19 protein-coding genes and 1 tRNA gene are annotated in these 19884 nt (G+C 57.2%); 2 read left to right on the plus strand and 18 right to left on the minus strand.

Annotated elements, in window-relative coordinates; all coding sequences use genetic code 11:
- Window positions 1-44: 44 nt before the first annotated feature.
- The 11 genes from AC2FEE_RS04235 to AC2FEE_RS04285 all read right to left on the minus strand — a co-directional run bounded on the left by AC2FEE_RS04235 (window position 45) and on the right by AC2FEE_RS04285 (window position 14659).
- Window positions 45-1307 (minus strand): type 2 periplasmic-binding domain-containing protein, encoded by a 1263-nt coding sequence (locus tag AC2FEE_RS04235; protein WP_496863266.1) that lies wholly within the window; start codon window positions 1305-1307, stop codon window positions 45-47.
- Window positions 1308-1329: 22 nt separating this feature from the next.
- Window positions 1330-2115 (minus strand): PP2C family protein-serine/threonine phosphatase, encoded by a 786-nt coding sequence (locus AC2FEE_RS04240; RefSeq protein WP_496863268.1) that lies wholly within the window; start codon window positions 2113-2115, stop codon window positions 1330-1332.
- Window positions 2116-2118: 3 nt separating this feature from the next.
- A complete protein-coding gene (locus tag AC2FEE_RS04245; RefSeq protein ID WP_496863269.1) occupies window positions 2119-3159 on the minus strand; it encodes an FHA domain-containing protein in 1041 nt (346 codons plus the stop codon).
- 178 nt (window positions 3160-3337) lie between these two features.
- A complete protein-coding gene (locus tag AC2FEE_RS04250; RefSeq protein WP_496863270.1) occupies window positions 3338-5452 on the minus strand; it encodes a serine/threonine protein kinase in 2115 nt (704 codons plus the stop codon).
- A 340-nt stretch (window positions 5453-5792) separates the two neighbouring features.
- On the minus strand, window positions 5793-7079 hold the full coding sequence (locus tag AC2FEE_RS04255; protein WP_496863272.1) for a dynamin family protein: 1287 nt from the start codon (window positions 7077-7079) through the stop codon (window positions 5793-5795).
- A complete protein-coding gene (locus tag AC2FEE_RS04260; protein WP_496863273.1) occupies window positions 7076-9118 on the minus strand; it encodes a dynamin family protein in 2043 nt (680 codons plus the stop codon). Before AC2FEE_RS04260 ends, AC2FEE_RS04255 begins: the two co-directional genes overlap by 4 nt.
- Window positions 9119-9185: 67 nt before the next feature.
- The gene (locus tag AC2FEE_RS04265) at window positions 9186-10055 is read right to left on the minus strand and encodes a hypothetical protein (protein ID WP_496863274.1); all 870 of its coding nucleotides are present in this window, start codon (window positions 10053-10055) and stop codon (window positions 9186-9188) included.
- A 24-nt stretch (window positions 10056-10079) separates the two neighbouring features.
- Window positions 10080-10481 carry a hypothetical protein gene (locus AC2FEE_RS04270; protein ID WP_496863275.1) on the minus strand — a complete coding sequence of 134 codons (402 nt, stop codon included), beginning with the start codon at window positions 10479-10481 and terminating at the stop codon, window positions 10080-10082.
- A 22-nt stretch (window positions 10482-10503) separates the two neighbouring features.
- A complete protein-coding gene (locus AC2FEE_RS04275; RefSeq protein WP_496863277.1) occupies window positions 10504-12231 on the minus strand; it encodes a dynamin family protein in 1728 nt (575 codons plus the stop codon).
- Between the two features lie 8 nt (window positions 12232-12239).
- Entirely contained in the window at window positions 12240-14249 is a 2010-nt protein-coding gene (locus tag AC2FEE_RS04280) for a dynamin family protein (protein WP_496863278.1), read from the minus strand.
- A gap of 2 nt (window positions 14250-14251) precedes the next feature.
- On the minus strand, window positions 14252-14659 hold the full coding sequence (locus tag AC2FEE_RS04285) for a hypothetical protein (protein ID WP_496863332.1): 408 nt from the start codon (window positions 14657-14659) through the stop codon (window positions 14252-14254).
- Between the two features lie 693 nt (window positions 14660-15352).
- Between AC2FEE_RS04285 and AC2FEE_RS04290 the strand changes: the two genes are divergently transcribed.
- Together AC2FEE_RS04290 and AC2FEE_RS04295 are read left to right on the plus strand one after the other, a co-directional pair.
- Window positions 15353-15437, plus strand: a tRNA-Leu gene (locus AC2FEE_RS04290).
- A gap of 415 nt (window positions 15438-15852) precedes the next feature.
- Complete coding sequence (locus AC2FEE_RS04295) at window positions 15853-16050, plus strand: hypothetical protein (protein WP_496863279.1); 198 nt, start codon at window positions 15853-15855, stop codon at window positions 16048-16050.
- A 125-nt stretch (window positions 16051-16175) separates the two neighbouring features.
- On the opposite strand, the gene AC2FEE_RS04300 is transcribed toward AC2FEE_RS04295, so the two are convergent.
- The 7 genes from AC2FEE_RS04300 to AC2FEE_RS04330 all read right to left on the minus strand — a co-directional run bounded on the left by AC2FEE_RS04300 (window position 16176) and on the right by AC2FEE_RS04330 (window position 19744).
- Window positions 16176-17279: a Hint domain-containing protein gene (locus tag AC2FEE_RS04300; protein WP_496863280.1), complete on the minus strand. Its 1104-nt coding sequence runs from the start codon at window positions 17277-17279 to the stop codon at window positions 16176-16178.
- A gap of 305 nt (window positions 17280-17584) precedes the next feature.
- Window positions 17585-18511 (minus strand): tetratricopeptide repeat protein, encoded by a 927-nt coding sequence (locus AC2FEE_RS04305; RefSeq protein ID WP_496863282.1) that lies wholly within the window; start codon window positions 18509-18511, stop codon window positions 17585-17587.
- A 2-nt stretch (window positions 18512-18513) separates the two neighbouring features.
- Window positions 18514-18804: a hypothetical protein gene (locus tag AC2FEE_RS04310; protein ID WP_496863283.1), complete on the minus strand. Its 291-nt coding sequence runs from the start codon at window positions 18802-18804 to the stop codon at window positions 18514-18516.
- 45 nt (window positions 18805-18849) lie between these two features.
- Window positions 18850-19014, minus strand: a complete 165-nt coding sequence (locus AC2FEE_RS04315; protein WP_496863284.1) for a hypothetical protein — start codon at window positions 19012-19014, stop codon at window positions 18850-18852.
- A complete protein-coding gene (locus AC2FEE_RS04320) occupies window positions 19014-19412 on the minus strand; it encodes a hypothetical protein (protein WP_496863286.1) in 399 nt (132 codons plus the stop codon). Before AC2FEE_RS04320 ends, AC2FEE_RS04315 begins: the two co-directional genes overlap by 1 nt.
- A gap of 3 nt (window positions 19413-19415) precedes the next feature.
- The gene (locus AC2FEE_RS04325) at window positions 19416-19631 is read right to left on the minus strand and encodes an AAA family ATPase (RefSeq protein ID WP_496863287.1); all 216 of its coding nucleotides are present in this window, start codon (window positions 19629-19631) and stop codon (window positions 19416-19418) included.
- Window positions 19613-19744: an AAA family ATPase gene (locus AC2FEE_RS04330; RefSeq protein ID WP_496863289.1), complete on the minus strand. Its 132-nt coding sequence runs from the start codon at window positions 19742-19744 to the stop codon at window positions 19613-19615. The genes AC2FEE_RS04325 and AC2FEE_RS04330 overlap by 19 nt, the downstream gene beginning before the upstream one ends.
- Window positions 19745-19884: the final 140 nt, after the last annotated feature.

The following is a 19884-nucleotide window of genomic DNA, read 5'->3' on the forward strand; positions in this document are numbered from 1 at the left end:
TCCACTTCCTCCAGACATTTATTGTTGTCAGGCCGGTTGGGGCCTTAGCCATTTTCCATTTGATGACGCAGAGCGGTTGAAACGATGTCTCGCCACTCTCCAGATTGCTGCATGATCGCCAGACCCTGGTTGAGCGTCTCAAGGATCGCTTCCCCATCCGGATTATCTTTGTGGGTCATGACGTTAAGCGACTTTATGGCCGCCAGGTTGGGGTTTTCGATAATGCGGTGCTCGTATCCCAGTCGTCCGATTGCTTCGACCGCAAGATGGGCTTCGATTGCCACGATGTCGGCCTTGCCTTCCATGACCGCATGAAAGCAGTCATCCGGCGAAACGGGGCGCATCAGAGTGATCGCGGGCTCGTAAAGGCCGACCGTGTCCATATGCGACAGCGACCAGCCTTCGGGGCGACAAATCGTGGCGCCTGCAAAGTCGGCATAGGTCAGAGTCTGCTCATAGCCCGAGCCCTCGCGGGCAAAGAATGTGTCCACAACCTCATAGAACGGGTTTGAGAAATTGTAGGTATCACAGCGATCGCGGTCCTTTTCGGAAAGCGCCGAGGCCTCTTCGCAATCCGGGCGCGACCAGGGGAAGGTAGCGTCGAAAGCCAAGGTCGGCATCAGCAGATCCAGATGCGAAGACCAATCATTGACGAACTGGATCTTGTAGCCCTGTTCGGGCGCGGCGCGCAGCATCGCGGTTTCCACGAGATTGGTATAGAGGCCGCGATTGGGCAGGGCTTCATCGGTGAAAGGCGCATAGTTGCCGCCAGTGATCAGCAGCAACTGGCGATCCCGGATTTCCGGTCGCTCACCGTCATCCGCGTTGCGGATCAGGGCGGCCCCCTCGGCACGGGCGGCTTCGATTTCCTTTTTGGCCTCAGCCTTGGCAGCAATCACCGCGTCTTCGCTGGCCTTTTTGGCTTCGGCTTCAGCCTCGGCAACCCGGGCTTCGGCGTCGGCGATGGCCTTCTCGGCGCGTTTTTCCGCAGCCTTGACCAACTCTGCTGCCATTTCGGCTGCCATTGCTTCGGCCTCTGTCTGCGGTGCCGTTGGCGCGCGCCCGATCTCTTCTAGACAGGGCAATGTCAGTACGTCGCCCACACGGATGATGTTCGGGTTGTTGCCGATAACATCGCGGTTGGCGTCAAAGATGATACGGAAATCCTCGGTCGAATACACTTCGATGGCCAACTCGCGCAGGCTGTCTCCGCGCTGGATTTCATAGGTCGAACACGCCTCTTGCGCCGAGGCCGTACCGGCAGCGGCAGTAAGTGCCAGGCTGGATATGAACAGATGGGGTTTCATGGGTCCTGTAGCTTTGCCTTGGTTATTTTTTTGTAAGTTTCACAACGCCGATTGAGGCATTGTCCTGATCCGGGTCGTCTTTGGCCCGAAGGGCCTGCCACAACGCGTCGGCTATATCCTGCGACCAAGCGTGTGCGTTGCTTTGTACGATGGTCTGAATTTCGGTATCGCTGAGGTATTGCAGCCCGTCACTGCCCAGGATCAGTACATCCGATGCGGTCAACTCCAGCGGCTCTTCGGGGCAATCGACTTTGGGAATCGCCGCCCCCATGATGACTGAGGTCAGCTGGTTTCGGTCGGGATGTGCCTGTGCTTCGGCCTCGGTCAGTTTGCCCTCGGTCACTTGCGCGTCGATCACAGGTGCCATGGAGTGATCTTCGTTGATCTGGCTCAGAACCCCGTTGCGGAACAGGTACAAGGGGCTGTCGCCGATCGAGATCCAGAAGGCGCGTTGCCCCAGTAGCAACAGCCCCGTCAGGGTCGACCCCATGTTGAATTCACCATCTTTGCTTTCGCAATGGGCTGCAATCGCGGCGTTGGCTTGCATGGCTGCCAGCGGCAACGCATCGGCGACTGCCGCTTCGGACAGGGGGGTATTCTCAAGCTCGGTGTCCAGGGACTCGCGCCATGCTGCAACCACAAGTTCCGAGGCAACCTCGCCAGCCGCGTGGCCGCCCATACCGTCCGCAATCACGACATAGCCAGCATCCGTTGCATCGAACATGCGCGCGGCAATCGCGTCTTCTTGCGACTCGCGTTGACCCTGATCCAGGATCAGCGCGATATCATATGCCGGTTGCGCCAGCATCTATCAGGCATCCCGCCAGTCAAAGCCGTCATCACAGAAGGCGGCAAAGCGGATCGAGGTTTCACTGATGCGGATGAGGTCGCCGCTGGACAGTGCAACAGTGCTGAGAACCGGTTTGCCGTTCAGGCGCACCAAATTGGCCTTGCCGCCGTGTCCCAGATAGCATTTGCGGTCCTCGGGGTCGTAAGCGATCACCGCATGGCTGCTGCGCGAGATACCGGTGTCGCCAAAATCCAGTTGAATGGCCTGATCATCGTTGCGGCCAATCTGCATCAGGCCTTCGGTCAGCGTGATGCATGCGCCCCGGCCCGGGCCAGCTGTCACGACCAGCCAGCCAACCGGGAAAGTCTCTTGCGCAGTTTCGGTCTTGGCAACGGGTTCCGAGGATTCCATCAGGTTCTGAACGTGGGTGTCCGCGCGTTCGAAGCCCAGGAACGTGGTCTTTACGCGACCACGACGGTCTTCTGCAGGGGCCGGCGCCGCGACGTGTTGTTGCGGTTCCGGCTGAACTTCCGTTGTAGGCTCGGCCATTACTTCGGGTGCGGTTGTGACCTCTGCCACCTGCTCGGGCCGAGCGGGTTCAATCGTTTCAACGATCACTTCAACAACCTGTTCTTCTTGAACCGGTTGCTCGGTTGCCGCATCTTCCTCGGTGGCGACGTGCAGGGTCACAACCGGCACTTCCGGTTCGGGCTGAGCTTCGGGAGCCTCAAAAATGTTATCTTGCGTTTCGGCGACAACTTCGGTTGTCACGACGTCCACGACGGCCTCGTCTTCGGAAAACTCGGGCATCTCTTCTTCGGGGATCAGATCATCCGCGTCGTCGTAGTTTTCCGATGTCGAAGACATGTTACCACCGCCCAAAGCAGCGCGCAGCGCGTTGAAATCCGCAATCGGCTGGGGCTTTTCGGCCTCGGGCACTGCAGCTTCTTCTTCCACCGCGGTTTCGGCTTCGGGTTCCTTGGCTTTGCCGGCACCTTCGAGCAGCCGGCTAAGTGGGCTTTTGTATTTGAACATGGCGTCGATACCTTTGCTTCCTTTCACAGAACCTGCGTCCTGCGGGGCTGCTATTCGCCTCTGCGCGCAACGGCACAACGGCACTTATGATGCGGAAATCAAACCAACTTTTATCTGCCGCGACGGGCCGGTCCCCGTCAGGGTGGCGGACTTCCGGGCACCACCCTCATTTTTACTAGCGGTAGATCACTTGCGACCGGTCAGATTACTCCTGCGTCAGCTGCATAACGGCATCCGTCTGGACGCCATCGCGCATCACGGTCAGACGGGCCTGGGCCAGTTTCTCCGTAACCAATGCGCTCAGCATGGCATCCAGGCTTTCCTGCCCGTCGATGGCTGCCCCGGTTTGCGCTTCCGAGATCAGAACATCGCCGCGCTGCAGGTCGCTGGCCGCATCCGCAGGAACGGTGGTGACAACCGTCGTCCAGCTCTGACCATCCTCATTGCGTACGATAAAGCCATAACCGTTTTCCAAACCGATCATGCGGATGGCAGGCAGGGCCAACAACCCGTTTTGAGCAAGGGTTTTGCCCAAGGGGCGGTAGCGGGCCGTCACGCGGATATAGCCGTCGGGATCAATTGCCAGATCGTTCAGCACCTGCGCGGCAAAGCTCGTGTTTTCGCGGATCGGCTCTCCGTTCAGAGTGTAAATCGCATCGCCGCGTTTGACCCAGTCACCGATAACGGACATGTCCTGCGCCGGATCAACACCAGTAACGGCGATGATGCTGCCGGTAGATGCGCGGCGTCTGGATGTCTGGAACGGAATTTCGACATCCCAATGCGAGAAAGCAATCTGTGTTTCTGCCGGGGGCGCTGAAACTGCCGGCGCAGGTTCGGTTGTCCGGGCCTGTTCCGGATCAACCGATTGGTCCTGTATCTGCTGCTCGACAGGCGCCTGAGGAGTTTCTGCCTTAACTGGTGCCGGATCAGCCTGTTCCGGCGTATTTTCTGTGGTGACGACCTGCTCGACAGGTTCTTGCGTTGCTGCCACTTGTTCTTCTGTTTCTTGAACTGCAGGTGCTGACGCAACTGCAACATCCTGTGTCGGTTCGCTCTTTTCACCGGACATCAGAAAGTAACCGCCCGCTGCCAGACCAACTGCAATGACAGCGGCACCGGCAATCAGTTTGCCGCTGCCACCCGATCCGCTTTTAACTACGGTATCGACCGCAACTGCGGCTTCTTCTTTGGGTGTGAACTTGGCGAGTTCATCTTCGTTCTTGTCTTCATTGCCCAAGGCCAGATCAGCATTTCCGGCCAGAAGCGCGGTGACCACAGCTTCGGCATTTTCGCTTTCAGCCTTGATCCGGGCCTTTTCGGCCTCTTCATCCTTGCGGTCCATGGCCACGATGACCGAGACCGGGCGGTAGTCGAACGTATCGAACATGACGCCCGGGCCGCGGAACATTCGCAACCAATCCAGCGCGCTTTGCAAACGGTCGGTGACGTGTACCTCCATCGCCTTGTCGATCGCTTCCAGGAACCCCTCGGGATAGCCATTGAACTGCCCGGCCAGGGGGGCGTAGGGGTCTCGCTGACTGTTGTTGAAGGCGTTCAGGCGGGTTTGGCCGTCAATCGGGCGCTCGCCGCTGATGGCGTGATACAGCGTGGCTGCCAGCACATAGAGGTCGCTGCTGGGGCCTTGTTCAGCGCCGCGCACATAAAACTCATGCGGCGAGTACCCGTCTTTGATCACACGCAGGGTTAACAGGGCCGCAGATTGGTTCGCAGCCTGCTCGCGCGCGGCTCCAAAGTCGATCAGAACCGGGTCGCCGTTTTCATCAATCAGAATGTTGTCGGGCGAGATGTCCCGGTGCAGCATTCCGCTCTGGTGGATGAAAGATACCGCTGACAGCATCTTTTCAGTGACCTGAACGATGAAATCGGGGCCGGTCTTATTGTCGGTGTTTTCGACATAGTCCAGCAGGTCGCAGCCCTTGATGAAGTCCATCGCGATATAGGCGGTGTTGTTGTCCTCGAACACCTGATGGACGTCGACGATATTGGGATGAACCAGACGTGCGTGATTGCGCGCCTCTTGAATAAACAGGTCTATGATTGCGCGCAGATCTTCCGTGTGTCCGGGATTGGCCGGTTCGACCAGATCGCCGTTGCGGTGACACAATGCGCCTGGAAAGCACTCTTTGATCACCACGTCGCGTTCCAGACTGTCCCGCGCAAGATAAGTAATTCCGAACCCGCCATTGCTGAGGTAACGCAGGATCTCGTACTGTCCGCGCAACAGCTTGGCGCCGGGTTGAAGTCCTTCGATTTTCGGTTCGTCGTGCGATTCACCGACCGCCTGGTTGTGGCTCATTTCTTTCCGCCCGTTCTGATCGTTTTGCGGTTTTTTTTAACTGGGCAAACTTGCCCGTGAACTCGCAACCAAACACAACCGCAGGACACTTGAGACGGTTAGACGTTTCAAATTTGACTTTATTGGGGCCGCCTGATGGCTTCACTAAGGACCGTTTTCGCAGGGCGACTACATATCGTGTTTCACGACTGTAGAGCGTCTAAATGTTGAAAAAAGCTTTGCACAAAATACAGACGGATCGACTCTTTGTCTCCGCTTGGTCAACGGAGTCGATGCATTCGAGACCCGATTCTATGGGTCTCGATTCGCCGAGTCGCGGCGCAATCTTAACGAGAAATTTTCAGGTCCCGGTTTTCGGCTGCACCGAATCCACCCGGCTACCGGCCCAAGCCAGATTGTCGCTGAGTTGCGCGAGGATGCTGATCGCGTCTTTTAGTGGGGCGTCGCCGCTTTCGAATTGCAACAGCAACAACAGGTCCGTGGCCTTTTCGAACTCGCCCGGAATCCAGTCGGCCTTCGGGTCGATCTCACCGCCCTGCTCAAGGCGCTCGGCAAAATCTTCAACGATTTCCTGACATGAGTGCAGGAAGGCCGACGGTTCGATATCCGACGATTCGCGCAGATCTTCGTAAATGCTTGCAATCGCGGCCAGCCAGTCCTCAAGTATAGGGTTTTCCAAAGGAGGCAACGCGGATTCCAAGACGGCGTGCACGGACGCGGCATCGGGCTGCTGCGTCTCAGCCTCGGGGCCGGTCAGTGCTTCCAGAAAGGGCAGGAAGTCCTGTTTCAAATCGGTGCGCGCGGCCTCCAGATCGGCCAAACGTCGGTCGGATGCGATCTGCAGCACCTGTTCGGCCAGGTTCTGACCGCCGCAGGTCTCCCAAAGGGCAAAATCCGGTTCGGGTTCTTGTGCCATGGCCCGTACGGCCACCGGAGTACCGATCGGCACGACCGAGCGGAACAGATCGCCCTTTTCCTTGTTAAGACGCGACAGTACCCGGTCCAGCGCGTCGCGGACCGGTGGAAGATCGGTATGCGTGACCGCCAGCAGGCTGTTGGTTCGCAGTTCCTGCGGCACCCTTGTCCAGAGATGACGCTCGGTCTCGCGCCATGCGTTGGTGCCATTGGTGCACCAGATCGCGCAATCCACGAACTTCAGCAGGTCGAGCGTTTCTTTGTATGTATCATCTAACGCTCCGGTTCCGGGCAGGTCAAACAGCGATATCTCCTGCAAGGCAGGAGTGTTCAGGCCGACCGAGATGAAATCAGGTGCATCCGCGGCGGCCTTTTCCAACGCGATTCCGGAATAGGTTTTGGGCTCTTTGTCCCACCAGCCGACGGTGGTTTCCGGCGTATCAGAATAGGCGACAATCACCAGCGGCAGTTTTAGATGCTGCGGTCCGGTGGGAAGAATGTCCGCCCCGGCCAGCATGTTGGCGAGGCTGGATTTACCAGCCCCGAATTCCCCGGCAAAACCGATATTGACCGCATTGGACAGCCGCCCGGCATGGGCAAGAGCGCGCTCGCGCATCTCGTCCAGCGCCGTGTCGGCCGACAGGTTTTCGGTCGCGGTCAGAAAGCGTTCAAGTTGTCTTACTTCCTGTTCGGTTCCGGGAAATTCGATCATTCCGCAGCCTCTGCTAATCGCTTGTCTATGTCATCCGGGCCAAAGACGGCGCCCAGTTCTTCGGTGATGCGTTGCGCGTGGTCAAAGGCATCTTGCGCCTGGGCCCGCTCGTTGGTTTCGCCGCTTCCCGCCCGATGTTCAAGATGTCCGGCCAGCAAAGCCATATAGTGATCCAGAACCGTATTCAAACGTTCCAGCAGATCGCTGCGCGCGGTGTCCACCAGATCATCGCCGATCATCTCGAATTCCTGCACGATCATGCGCTCCGCCCGGGTCACGACGCTCTTGCGTGAGATCAGGCGCGACAACCAACTGACCCGCAATTCAACCGTGATACCCCGCGTCAGCGCAGTAGTGTCCGGGCGGAACCAACGCACGGCGCTGGTGTTCATGCGGTTGTCGGTCGGATCCTGCCAGCCGGGCAGGGCGCGCAGGGCCGCATTGCTTTGCATGTCGATTGTATACAACTCGCTGAGCATCCGTTGGCGTACAACCTGTGTTGCCCCCTGCACAAGCTCGCGCATACGGTCACGCAACGGGGTGAAGTTCAGTTCGGTGTCACCACCCTTTGCCAGCAGCGGGGAATCCCCGTTCGGCCCCCGCACCACGGCCGATACGGCCTCGGCCACGGTGTCGTCCATAACGCCGCGCAGATTAGCCAGAACATCGTCCATGTCATTGACGATTCCGGCAGTTTTCTCGGCAACAAGCGCGCGCAGATCTGTCAGTGTCTTGTCGTTTTCGTCATTGTTTTCGGCGGCGGGGGTCGTTTCGTCTTCGATGGCGCGCAGATGCGCCCTGCTGCGCTCGACCTCGCCTTGCGCGAAGGTGTTGAGATGCTGCCACGCCATTCGCAGTTGTTCGTCGCGCGGGCCCTCGGTCAGGGCACTGGTCACATGTCGGCGCAGGTCCGGCAGACCCGAGGCGATCATTGCAGCAAAGCGCAGCACACCTTCGCGGCTGATCGGACCGGGACCCTGTTTGATCTCTTCCACACCGTCCAGATATTGCTTCATCTGAGCCGGATGCGCTCGCAACCAGGCCAGAATCTCATCATGATTGATGCCGGTCTCGTCGCCGGTCAGAGCGTAATGCGCCCATTGCGCGCTGCCCATCAAAACGTCGATGTCTGAATTTCCAAGAGCTTTTTCCAGGCCCTCCATCACGTCGGCCCGGACCTTGCCCGCATCTTCGGCACCGCCGCCCAACTCGTCGACGCGGTTGATGAAGACCACGATCTGACCCAGCTCCAACGCCTGCATCAGGCGGAACAGTTTCAGGTCAGCCCGCGACAGGGCCTGATGCGCCGAAAGGACCACCACAAAGAAATCCGATTCCTTGAGGTACTGGCGCGAAATTTCCTCGCGGATCAGCAGCGGGTCGTTGACGCCCGGCGTGTCGGTAACTGTCAGCGGAAACGGGAAGTGACCGATGTCGAAATAAACCTCGGCCTTGCGGGTGATGTCGCTGTAAAGGCCGCGATCCGAGCCCGGGTCGTGTTCGCCCTCTTCGGTCGGGTCGTCACCCGCACAGACATAGCGTGCCAGATCGTCCGAGTTCAGTTCGTCAAGATCGTGATGCTGGCCAAGCAGGTGCTTATAGCTTTCCCCCAGACGCAGCTTTGCGCGGGTTTTCATCGCCTCGACCTGCTCTTCGATCATCTCGCGCTTATAGCTGTCCTCGTCATCGGGGAACATGTTGCGCAGTTCTTCGCCTTCGGCGATCAGAGCCTGCCATTGGCGGTTGTCGAAGAAATGGAACTCGGCCCCCGAGGTCCGCCCCGAGGGGTGGCCGAAATGCATGTCGGTGATCACCGTTGTCCATGGGTTCACGTCCGACGGCAGATATTCGGCTTGACCGGTGAAGCCGTTGATCAGACGGGATTTGCCCGCCTTGATCTGCCCGACAAAGGCAATCGAGGGTTTCAGATTTGTCAGATCACTGACAATGCGTGAGATGAACTGACGGGTCTCATCATTAGAGGCACCGTTCATGTCCTCTGCAATACGGATTAACTCGCGACGATTGTTTTCACTCATAAAACTTACCCTGGTAACTTGTAATCACGGATCGAATTCATCGAAAAATTGAACGAAAGGGGCGTAATCATCCGTCCGGCCTTTTCAGAGTGGCCCACAGATTGACTACGGCACCCAGTTTGCGTGCCTCGTGGACGGCGACCGCAAAACTCTCACCATCGTTCAAAACGGCCAGCCCGGCGCCCTTGCCACCGGAGGGCCGCATGACAATCAACTGCGGGTGTTCCATTACAGAGGCCGAGTCGCCATCCCACCCTGCAAGGTCGTGGGCGAAACGGGCCAGTAGATCGGAATTGGGGTGCAGAGTTCCCCCTTCGTCACAGGTGCCATCCATGCGCAATGGTTCCCCGTCTGCGCCGTTGGCCAGAACCCGGCCCTGAGAGAATCGTTCAGAACCGTCATAGAACTTTTGAGCCAGAGAGTCGGCGGGCTCTTCCGCCGCTGCTTCCTCGGCGGGTGCGGTTTCCTCGGGTTCGTCCGGAACGATGGAAATGACCGGGTCAGCAGGCAGTTCGACTTTCTCGCAGGCGCTTTCGATCTCGCTGAATGTGATGCCCACATCGTCGGCCTCAAGCGCAGTGTCGGGTTGCAGCGAAATCAGCTCCAATGGGGCGGGGGCGGCGGCGATGTCGGTCACCAATTTTGCCAGTTTGTCAGCCAGTTCCTCGCGGGATTCGGTTTCGAAATCCGGAGCGATGCCGGACTGAACCCGGAACACATCCGTGATCCGAGAGCTGTTGACTTCAATGGCAAGGCAATGACCATCAGCAGCAGTAAATTCCAGACGGCGCGGCAGAATGGTGCCGCGAATGGTGTGCAGAACCTTTTCGCGCCGAATCCGGGCGGTTTCCCCGGGAACCGTGACCGCCGGGTTAAGGCGTGCCACAGACGAGCGCCCGATGTCGTCGAGCATCTCAAGTATGTCCGTATCCATCATGCCGTGACCCCCCTCTGGTCCGGTTTAGACTGCAGCCACGACAGGCCCCAGGCTGAGATGCGATTTTGTCAGTGCCAACCCGACATTGGCGCTGCCGCGACAGATGTAGCAGACCACATGATCGGGATATTCCCGGGTCCGCAGAAAGATATTGAGCCGATCATTCGAAAACACCGCGATTTCCCCAAATCCCGGGTTGTCGACCTCTTCGACTCCAGCCGCGCGCAACAAATCCTCGAAGGCTTTGACGCCGCGTCCTTGAAACAGGTTAGCCACGGCAAGGGCGAGACTGTCCAGAACGTCTGCGCTGCCTGGGTCGTGGGTGTTGGTCCCAAGCAACATCCCCGTTTCCATGTCGACATACCCGGCTGCAATACAGTCGGGTATGGTCTCCATCGCGGTGTTCAATGCGGCTTCGATCGTCATCGCTTGCTACCTGAGGTTCTGGTCATAACACACGAAATTCAGCTCCGCTGTTTTCCGCAGCATTGGGAACGGGGCCAACCGCCCCCTTGGCATGGCGCTCGAAATGCTCGACTGCGATCTGGTCGAATTCCTCGAGGAACGCAACGAACACTTTCTTCATGCCTTCGACATCGTTCGGCAATTCCTCGCCCGCAGTGATGTCGCGCCACATGGATGCCGCACTGAGCGGAGTGTCAGTCGGAACGTTCAGCAGGACTTCCTGACTTTCATCAGTGTCATCCGACGGGGCGGGGTCTTCGGTGGCCGTGCCGTTGGACAAGGGAACAACCTGCATGTTCACGAGGCCACTGGATTCGGGCTCTGGCTCGTATTCATCCTCGGTACCATTCGATTGTTCAGCCAGCAAAGCGGCAATCGACGACACCGAAACCTCGGCACGCTGTTCGTCCGTCTCTTCGACCGATGCCCGATCCTGCTCTGGCGTGTCCGCCAGTTTGCCTTCCAGCGACTCCATGAACGGGTCCGATTCCGTAGAAGCGGGATCGTCCTGGAGCTCAACTGGTTCAGACGCAAGGCTTGTGTCGATTTCGAACTCGTCATCATCCAGTAGATCAAACGGGTCTTCGTCCGCTGGCGTTTCCTTGTATTCGGACAGATTCAGGCTGTTGCTTTCCGTGTCTTTGAAAAAGGCGCGCAGATCGTCGCCTTCGATTTCCGGTTGCGGCTCTGACACCGGAGATTTGGTCTCCATTTCGGCCCGCAGGCGCTCGGCTTCTGCCGCGTCGATGCGTTCTTCGCGGCTGGTATCTTCGGTGCGGCGCTCGACACGGGCCGGGCGAACGGGGAAGCTGGTGACGACCTCATCTTCCTTGTTGGCCGCAGGAACTGGGTTCACCAGTTTCAGCGGCGCTGGTTCGTCGGTCTGTTCCACCATTCGTTTCGGGCGGATCGGCTGCACGGGTGTGCCCGCGGCCAAGCCGTTGTCGATCTGATAGCGCGTCAGCATATCGGCGCGGCTATCCATGATCTGTTCGGTGATCTGAAGGAAGCTGTCCACCATCTTGCCACCGCCGCTGCGTGTCCACAGCTCGGCATCGCCACTCTTATCCCGGGCGATGATCGCATCTCGGGCCGAGAACAGAATCGACCGGTTGAACAGGTGACCTGCTTCACGGTTAACCCGCCGCAGCACCTTTTGGCGGTCTTTCGGACCCAGCACGTCGGCACGGGTCACCAACAGCAAAGAGTTGTGCTGCAGCCGCTCCGGCAAAGACACCCATGTTGCACGCTCGGTCTCGCGCCACGCCTGGGTCGCATGGGTACACCACAAAACACCATTCGCTTGCCCGACCGCACGACGCCAGACATCGCTGGAAATCTTCGGATCAGAGATACCGGGAGTGTCGATCAGGTCCACCGCTTCCAGAATGTCGGCCTCAAGAAAGATGCGCACGAATTGGGCATCGTTAACGCCGACAGAGTCCAACTGATCCAGAGTGATGTTCTCGCGGGTCCCATCGGGACGTTGGACATAGGCCGATTTTTTTCCCCAGCTAAACCAGACGGGCGGCAGTTGTGTGGCGGTGACTTGTGTCGGCAGCGCCTGTGTGCGCAGCAGAAAATTCATCAGCGTCGACTTCCCGGCGCTGAATTCTCCCATCAGAGCAAAGATCGGTTTGCGGCGGGACCACTGCTCGATGCGCTCCCAAGCCTTAGGAGAGACGAAGCGGGTTTGTGTATCTTTTGCCATGTCGCTACTTATGCTGCCTCGTTACTAAGATCTTTCAGGATGTCGCCCAGGATATCGTCGCGCGATTTCTTGGGAGTCATGCCCGCCATCAGTGCCGCCTGGTTCGGATCCTGCTCGGCCGAGGCCGAAATGCTAAGCAGAGTCTCTTTTTGCTCGCGCAGGAAGTCGGACAAGCCAGCCCGAACGTTTTCCAGAACGGCCGCGATCTGGTTTTCCTCAAGGTCTTTGGTGATCGAGTTTGCCTCGGAAGCGATCAGGCGCGTGTAATCTGCAGCATAGGCCTCGAACCCTTTGCGACGTTGCCACCAGCGGCGCCACCAGGTGCTTTGCAAGTCCAGCGCGATGGTGCGGCCGATGCCCAGGGGCGGCGGCACGCGGGGCACGATGGGGGCTTCGATGCTGAATTCACCCAAATGGTTGCCCAGCAGCTTTTGGTACAATGCCTCGACATCCGCCGCAGCGGCACTATAAAGCGCCCCCGCATCTTTGCGCATTGCGCGGGAAAAGCTGAAATAGGCTGCCTTTTGCAAAGTGCGCAGCCCGGCCGGATCATACTGCCAGGTGCCTTGCTCGCCGTTCTGTTCCAGATGCGAAATCAACGAGTCCGTAGCCCGTTTGACAAAGTTTGTTTCAGCCGATTTCAACCGCTCCAACACTTTGTCGCGCAGCGCAGTCGTCAGTTCTGCGGTCTTCTTTTCATATTCCTCGGTTACCTTGGCGATGGCCTCTTCCGGGGATACACCGTCCAGATCACGCACCACACCTTGACCGTCGGACAAGTTCTTCGCCACCGCAGTTGCCCGAATCTGGCTTGCGATGTTGCGCGCACGATGGCGAACCCGATCCAGCAGGCGATTGCCTGCCCCTTCGGCGATGCGTTCATTCATGGCCAGCAACAGGTCGGGCAAGCCAGACAGCGCCCAGATCTTGTCGAGCGAGGGGGCTTGGTCGCCAAACCCGGCGGCCAGATAGAAGGTGTTCAGGGCCTGACGCGATTCTTCCGACAGGATATCCGGATTCCCGGTCAGCGCTGCCTCGGCCCAGATTGCGCTGCCGAACACAACGCTGGTGTTGGCGTCGATATTGTTCTGCTTCAACGTGTCCTGAACCCGATCCCGAATCTCGGGCACCTGATTGACCGGGTCGGACAGTTCGTCGATCCGGTTTACGAACAGGATGATCTGACGGTTTTCGAACTGCGCGATGATGCGCATCAACGCCATATCCATTGTGGTCAGCGCTTGGCTGGCCGCCAGCACAACAACGCAAACCTCGGACCCGCGCAGGCTGCGCAGGGTGATCTGCTCACGTACCATGAAGGTATCGTTCACGCCGGGTGTATCGCATAGTTTCAGTGAGATCGGGTATTGCGGGATGTCCATGAACAGTTCCGCGGACTTGGTGACGTCTGCAAAGCGCCCGGTTTTCGGGTTGATATCCGGGTCGTCTTCATCGCCCAGACAAACATAGCGCTGGATCAGTTCGTCATCGAAATAGTCATACTGGTGACTTTGCCCCAGAATCAGGTCGAAATGCTGGCCCAGACGCGCTTCGGACTTGGCCTTCATCTCGCCAATCTGACGGCGGATATCGTCCATTTCATCATCGGCACCGGCCCGGTTGGCCAGTTCGCCCAATCGGCCGCCGCCGACCATCAGGTTGTCCCACTCTTCTTGTTCAAAGAAAGTAAATTTGGCTTTTTTGTCGCCTTCGGTGCGCGTGTTGATGTTCAACGTTGTCACCACCGAGGTCCACGGGTTCACATCCGAGGGCAACAGCGCAGGGCGCCCCGCAAGGATGTTCACGATCGAGGATTTGCCGGCCTTGACCTGCCCGACCAACGTCACACTGGCCGTAAAGTTCTCCATACGCGTCTTGAGCGTAGCAAGCCGCGCCGAGGATCGCGCATCTGCCACCTCAGTCAGCTGGTCGATCTGCGCCGTCAGCGCTGTCATCGCCGAGGTCATCGGCGTCAGCGCTTCGTTTCCTACGGACAGAAGGTGGTCGTTTCGGGCCATGGTCAGCCTCCGGTTCCAGTAGCGGCGATGTGAGGTTGAATCTGACCGTCAGTAGAGCTGGTCAAGATGTCGATCCGGGCGATAAGGTTCAGCGCATTGCCCAGAATCGCAGCCTCGTCACCCGGCGAAATCTCTTCGTAAGCGCGGGAATCAGCAAGTACTTCGATCGAGCTGAACTGTTCGCTGTTTTCCAGCAAGGCCAAGCGGCGTCCGGTCGGAAAACCTTGGGATTTGGTTTTGGGCAGCGGCATGCGAGAATTGGCGAGCAGGTAGTGGCCCCCCGAATGCGTGCGCAAGCAAACGCCAAAACCCGTGTTCGGATGGTTCTGATTCAAAGACTTCAGTTCACCAAGGAAACTTTCACGTGCAAGACCAACGGCGTCTTGCTCAGCAGTTGCAGAGTTCATCATATTGGTCACGGCTAAGACCCCTGTGTTCGAGTTGAGCAAAAAACTCTTACGGCGCCCGAAGGCGGGAAAGACTCATTAATTCCCGCCGTCCATCAATTACTGGCAAGGCGGTGTTATTTTGACGCGAATAAGATATTTTGGCGTTTGAAATGTGGCGCAATTATGGTCGCGGGCTTGTCCGTCGTTTCAACCCAGGGTCGTATCGCCAGATTCTAGGCTCTTCGCAATTCTTAAGTGCGGTCGATCGGGTTGCGAAAATTTGAGCAGAAAAGAAGTTGTAATCTATTGTATTTTAATGAATTTACCTGCTGCTCTCAGGGAGGTGCCGGATCAAATAAACAGCTCGGCCGAAGTGCTGATCACAAGGTCAATTTGTGTGAATCCTTGGTCACTTCGGTTTACTCAACGTAAGCGCGTTTAACATGTCGATGGGTTTTTTTGGTATCGCGTACGTTTAATAGGCGGTGGTTTTGTCTGAAAACGCAAATTGAAACGCAACCCTCAAATTATCGTTATGGTGCAGACAGACGCCGACCCGAAAAAAATGGCATGTTTTTCTAGCGCGGCCCAGGTGTCAGGCCCGATGGTAACCGGTTGGTGCCCAATAATCTTGCGCGTAAGTGATTTTCCCTCTCGCACTCGACCACAGGCTTTGTTATTGAGCACGCCAATCCGGCACTCAAGGCCGGTACTGCGGGTGTGGCGAAATTGGTAGACGCACCAGATTTAGGTTCTGGCGCCGCAAGGCGTGGGGGTTCAAGTCCCTCCACCCGCACCAAGATATCTGGTTAAAATTGTGATATTATTGGTTTTGGCATGTAATTGTCGTTAGGTATCCAATTGGCCGTCTGATCGTTCGGTGCGGCCTTCGATTCAGGCGCGGAGCTCATAGGTCTTCCGAAGGGACCTCACGATGCGCATCTCAGCCTAATGTGTCTCGTTTGCTGTCACTGGGGGACACAGCCAAACCCCGTTCAGATAACCCTGGTTCAGTATTCTAAGTGCTTGCGCAATTTCTTTGAAGGCGGGCTGGTGCCCCGTGCGTTTCACGACGGTTTCTGAGTTTGCCGGCAGGTGATGCGGTGTTCCGTTTTCCTGCCGGCTAACCTTGGGTGTGGCGCGCGCTACTAAACAATGCTCCAAAATCGAGAAAGTCGACTATACTCCAAGCCATCAGCAGACAGGAGATTGCCATGCTTTATCCACTTGCAACGCTTGAGGCCGATAAGCTCAACGCTGTTCGGGCGCTGGAACAGGAGATTGGACGCCCGGTTGTCGCGCTTGCCGCTGTTGAGGCCGATACGGCAAATCTGGCTAAAGATGACCTGAAAAAGTTGCAAGCCCTGGAAGATGAGCTAGACGTCGTTCTTGTCGCAGTGCGGCCGAGCTAGGTGCTCTGAAAACGCGTAGGCTCGCCGCCCGGGCAATTGCCCCTTGCCGGGCGCAGCCTGCTTCAACAGTTTAGCCAGGGTGGTGGCCTTACAGGCAGGTCCAAAAGTTAAACCGCCGTAGCACTTTAGGCGGCCTTAACGTTAATGGCTGGCTTCTCTGTCCAAGGCCGCGACACCAGCAATGACGCCTCAAATGATTTCAGAACCGGACGGGCGGCTTCAAAGCTTGGCCCCGATGTCATATCGAGTTCGGGAAACAAGGTCTGTATTTCCGCGATGCTCTCGTCGCACAGAGCGGCCATGCCTGTTTTTCCCAAGAGCAGGCTTTCCGACGCGACACCATTGGCCCAGACGATCTGGTGCTCATCAAAGAGCAGATGGAAGTACTCGACTTCCCCACCTTTACGTACAGACACCCCGTCACTGTAGATCAGGTGAGAGGCGGCGGCGAAAACCTGCGGGCATGCGAATTGCAATTCGACCTCGGCCCCTTGCAGCAGGATGCGATGCTGCGGGCTGACTTCCAGCGTCTCCTTTGCGCCCAGAACGCCCGCTCGGATTCGGATAGGTGCGAATTTACCAATGGCCGCCATGGTGTGACGACCAATCCAGCGTATCGGTTGTGCGCCGTTATCCATGGTCAGCACCAGATCTCCTACCCGCAGGTCTTCGATCAGCCGTGGCCCATCGGGGCAGTCGATCCTCGCGCCCCTTGCAAAACACAATGGATCAGAATCAACCCGTTCCCCGAACATCGAGTAACCGGTGTTGGAACCGTTTGAATATACCGGCGACACCAGCTGGATTGACACGATCGCATGTTCCTCGATCGCATCCTGATCAGCGTTTTCCTCAAATTCCGGTGACCAGTACGTATTACCGTTTGTATCCTGGAAAACGACAGCCGAGATATTGGTGGTGGTGCCGTCATTGTACGTGATGACCGCGTTAAAGATCATTGAGGCATCAAAGGTTTGAGGTATCCCTCCGTCGATGCTGAACTGGTCGTTCGAGACGTTGTTATCCAGATCATAGGTGTTTGCATCCCCACCGCTGAAACCGTTGCCCGCCTCGGCAAACGTCTGCCTGCTGTCATAGAGCGGGTCTCCAGCAGAGCCATAGGTGCCAAGGGCCGCATTCACATTGGTGGTCGAAAGGAATTGGTTTCCCTCGGCAGGATCCCAGATCGGTAGGGTTCCGAGGGAGAAGACGGTAAAAGTGGTCGCCATGCGTTACTCTTGAAACAAAAAAATCGTACGGTAGCAAATAGCCTTCAATCCTAAAGAAGTTCAAGTTTCAAACCAGAAAATTGTTATTTTGCGGGCCATAGACCCACACAGACCCGTCTGCTTGGGCGCAACAACATCGGTTTTCAGGTCTGAGTGATCGTAATTCGTGTCACCTGATCACCTCCATAACTGGTCGAAGGTTTTGGGTAATTCTGGACACTAACTTTCTAAAACGGGTTCGGGCGTAGTCTTACAACGCTATCCAGCGAGGCGCGATACGTCATTGGAGCTGCATCAGAAAAGGTTCAATAGTCCTTTCTGAGAGTCGCAGCCTTTTGATGTTTCGCGGCCTTTTTGGAATACATCTGATTGCTCACCAGCAGCAGAGCCGCTCCGATCATCACGAACCTGAGCATCCCATCCACGATCCCCTCGTGGCCAAAGAAATCCAGGATGTCGCCGGCGGTCATATATAGAAACAGAGCCGGGACGAGATAAAGCGTGGCCGTCTTGATATTCACGTTATCGGCAATGTACCCAATTCGGTGGAACCAGCCAGTCAGAGGTTTGCGATGCATCTCGATCGCGGTCAACAAAGCATGCACATCCTGACTGTTTGGCGACAGGGCCAGTGCACTTAGGGCGGCCTCTTGCGCTTTGTCAAAGTCCTTCCGGACCCAGAAAGCCCAACCGATGGCGATATGGTTCGAGCTGTTGTTCGGCGCGATCCTGAGCGCCGCTCTTGCGCGCTGTTCTGCCGACGCCGCATCCAGTCGCAGGCTTGCCAACCTGGATGCAAAGTAATGGGCCCGATCGTTGTCCGGGTGCAGTGACAAAAGCGCCTTGGTCACTTTGTTTAATGTCGAAATGTCGCGGATGAACAATGCGCTGGTGCAGCGAAGCTCTAATGCGTCCTTGTTTTCGGGGTCCAGACGCAGGGCTTCGTTCAGGGACGCTGTCGCCGATTTTGTATCGCCGAAAACCGTATCCAGCATGGATCGAAGCACATGCGCCATAGGTAGGATCGGGTTTAGTGACAAGGCCGTGTCCACTGCGCGGGACGCGGCAAAATACTTGCCCAGACCAAACAAATAGACCGCAAGATGCGCGTGGATCAGGGCGCTTTCCGGTGCTTGCTTCAACGCCTTGCGAAAATGCTCAAGCGCGGTGGTATAGTCGCCCCGATCAGAAGCAGCGATGGCCAGCGGAAAGCCTCTGTTGGAGAGCATCATGATCAATTCATAAAATAGGCCAAGCCACCCATCGCCTCGCCCAGTGACGGAAAGACGGCGAGCAGAACGGCGGTGACAAACCAAGATCCGATGAGGAACAGAAAGGCAAAGGGCAGACGCAGATGTGCCCGTCCTGTCGACATCTGATGCAGGTGATAGAGTTGTCGCTGGGCCTGGAAACAGTACCCGGATGCGACGATTGCGACCACCAGAACCACGTTCAGCAGAACCTGATTACCCAGACGTTCAATGCCGCCCTTTTCGAAACTGTCCTTGATGAAATCGATCAACATCAGCGCTGGGGCGCAGAACAGAACCGAGGCCAGCAACACGCGGCGCTATTGTTCCCGGTCGCGGCAGCCCAGAAAACCTGCGTTGCAAAACAGCCAGATGCCGCCGAAAACCGGGCCCGCCAGAAAGCTGGCAATCCAGACCACGAAGGGTGCGGTTATTTTGTTGGGGCTGGCTCCGGCAAGCGTGTTATCCGCAATGTCCAACTGCATCATCTGCGCCCGTTTGATTTGAGAACGGCCAGAACATCATCATAACGTCCGCTTTTGTTGCCATAGGTGGCGTGGTTGCGGGCCGTCGTCAGCCAGTCGATTGTGGAGGGTCTGACCTGATCGGCTGCAGCTTCGAGCATCTTCGTGCTAATCGGCACTTCGCGTCCCTGAGACAAGGTCGCATCAATCGCCAGATCAGTTGCGGTTTCGATGATCTGTGCCAGATCCGCGCCGGAATATCCGCTTGTGGCGGCGGTGATCTTGTCAAAACGGATATTGGCTTCGGTCGGGCGACCGGTCAGTTCCAGCCGCAGTATCGCGTCCCGCGCCAAGGTATCAGGCGGCGGCACAAAGAACAGCCGGTCGAACCGCCCTGGGCGCAGAAAAGCAGAATCCATCGACTAGGGGATGTTAGTTGCGGCCAGTACCAGAACACCGTCATTCCGCTGGCTGACGCCAACCAACTCGGCCAGAAAATGACTGACCAACTGCGAAACATGGGTCGAAGTGTGTCCGGATCGTTTCGATCCCAGTGCATCGATCTCGTCGAAGAAGAGGATGGTCGGAGTGTTGTTACGCGCCTGCTCGAAGATCGAGGTCAAACGTTGTTCTGCCACGCCCCAAAAAGGGTAAGAATGTCCGAGATCGCAACGGCCTGAAATCGCGCGCCACATTCCCCAGCAGTTGCCCGCGCGATCATGGTTTTGACGCATCCCGGTGGACCATACATCAGTACACCCCCGCCGGATTTTTTCCTGAACCGCGACAGCAGCCCTGACTGCTTGAAGGGTGTAATGATGCGTCTCTCTATGTCGCGCTTTACATTTTCTAGCCCGCCGACGTCAGCGAAAGAGATTTGCTATTTATCCT

Source organism: Ruegeria sp. YTSC199, assembly GCF_059609725.1.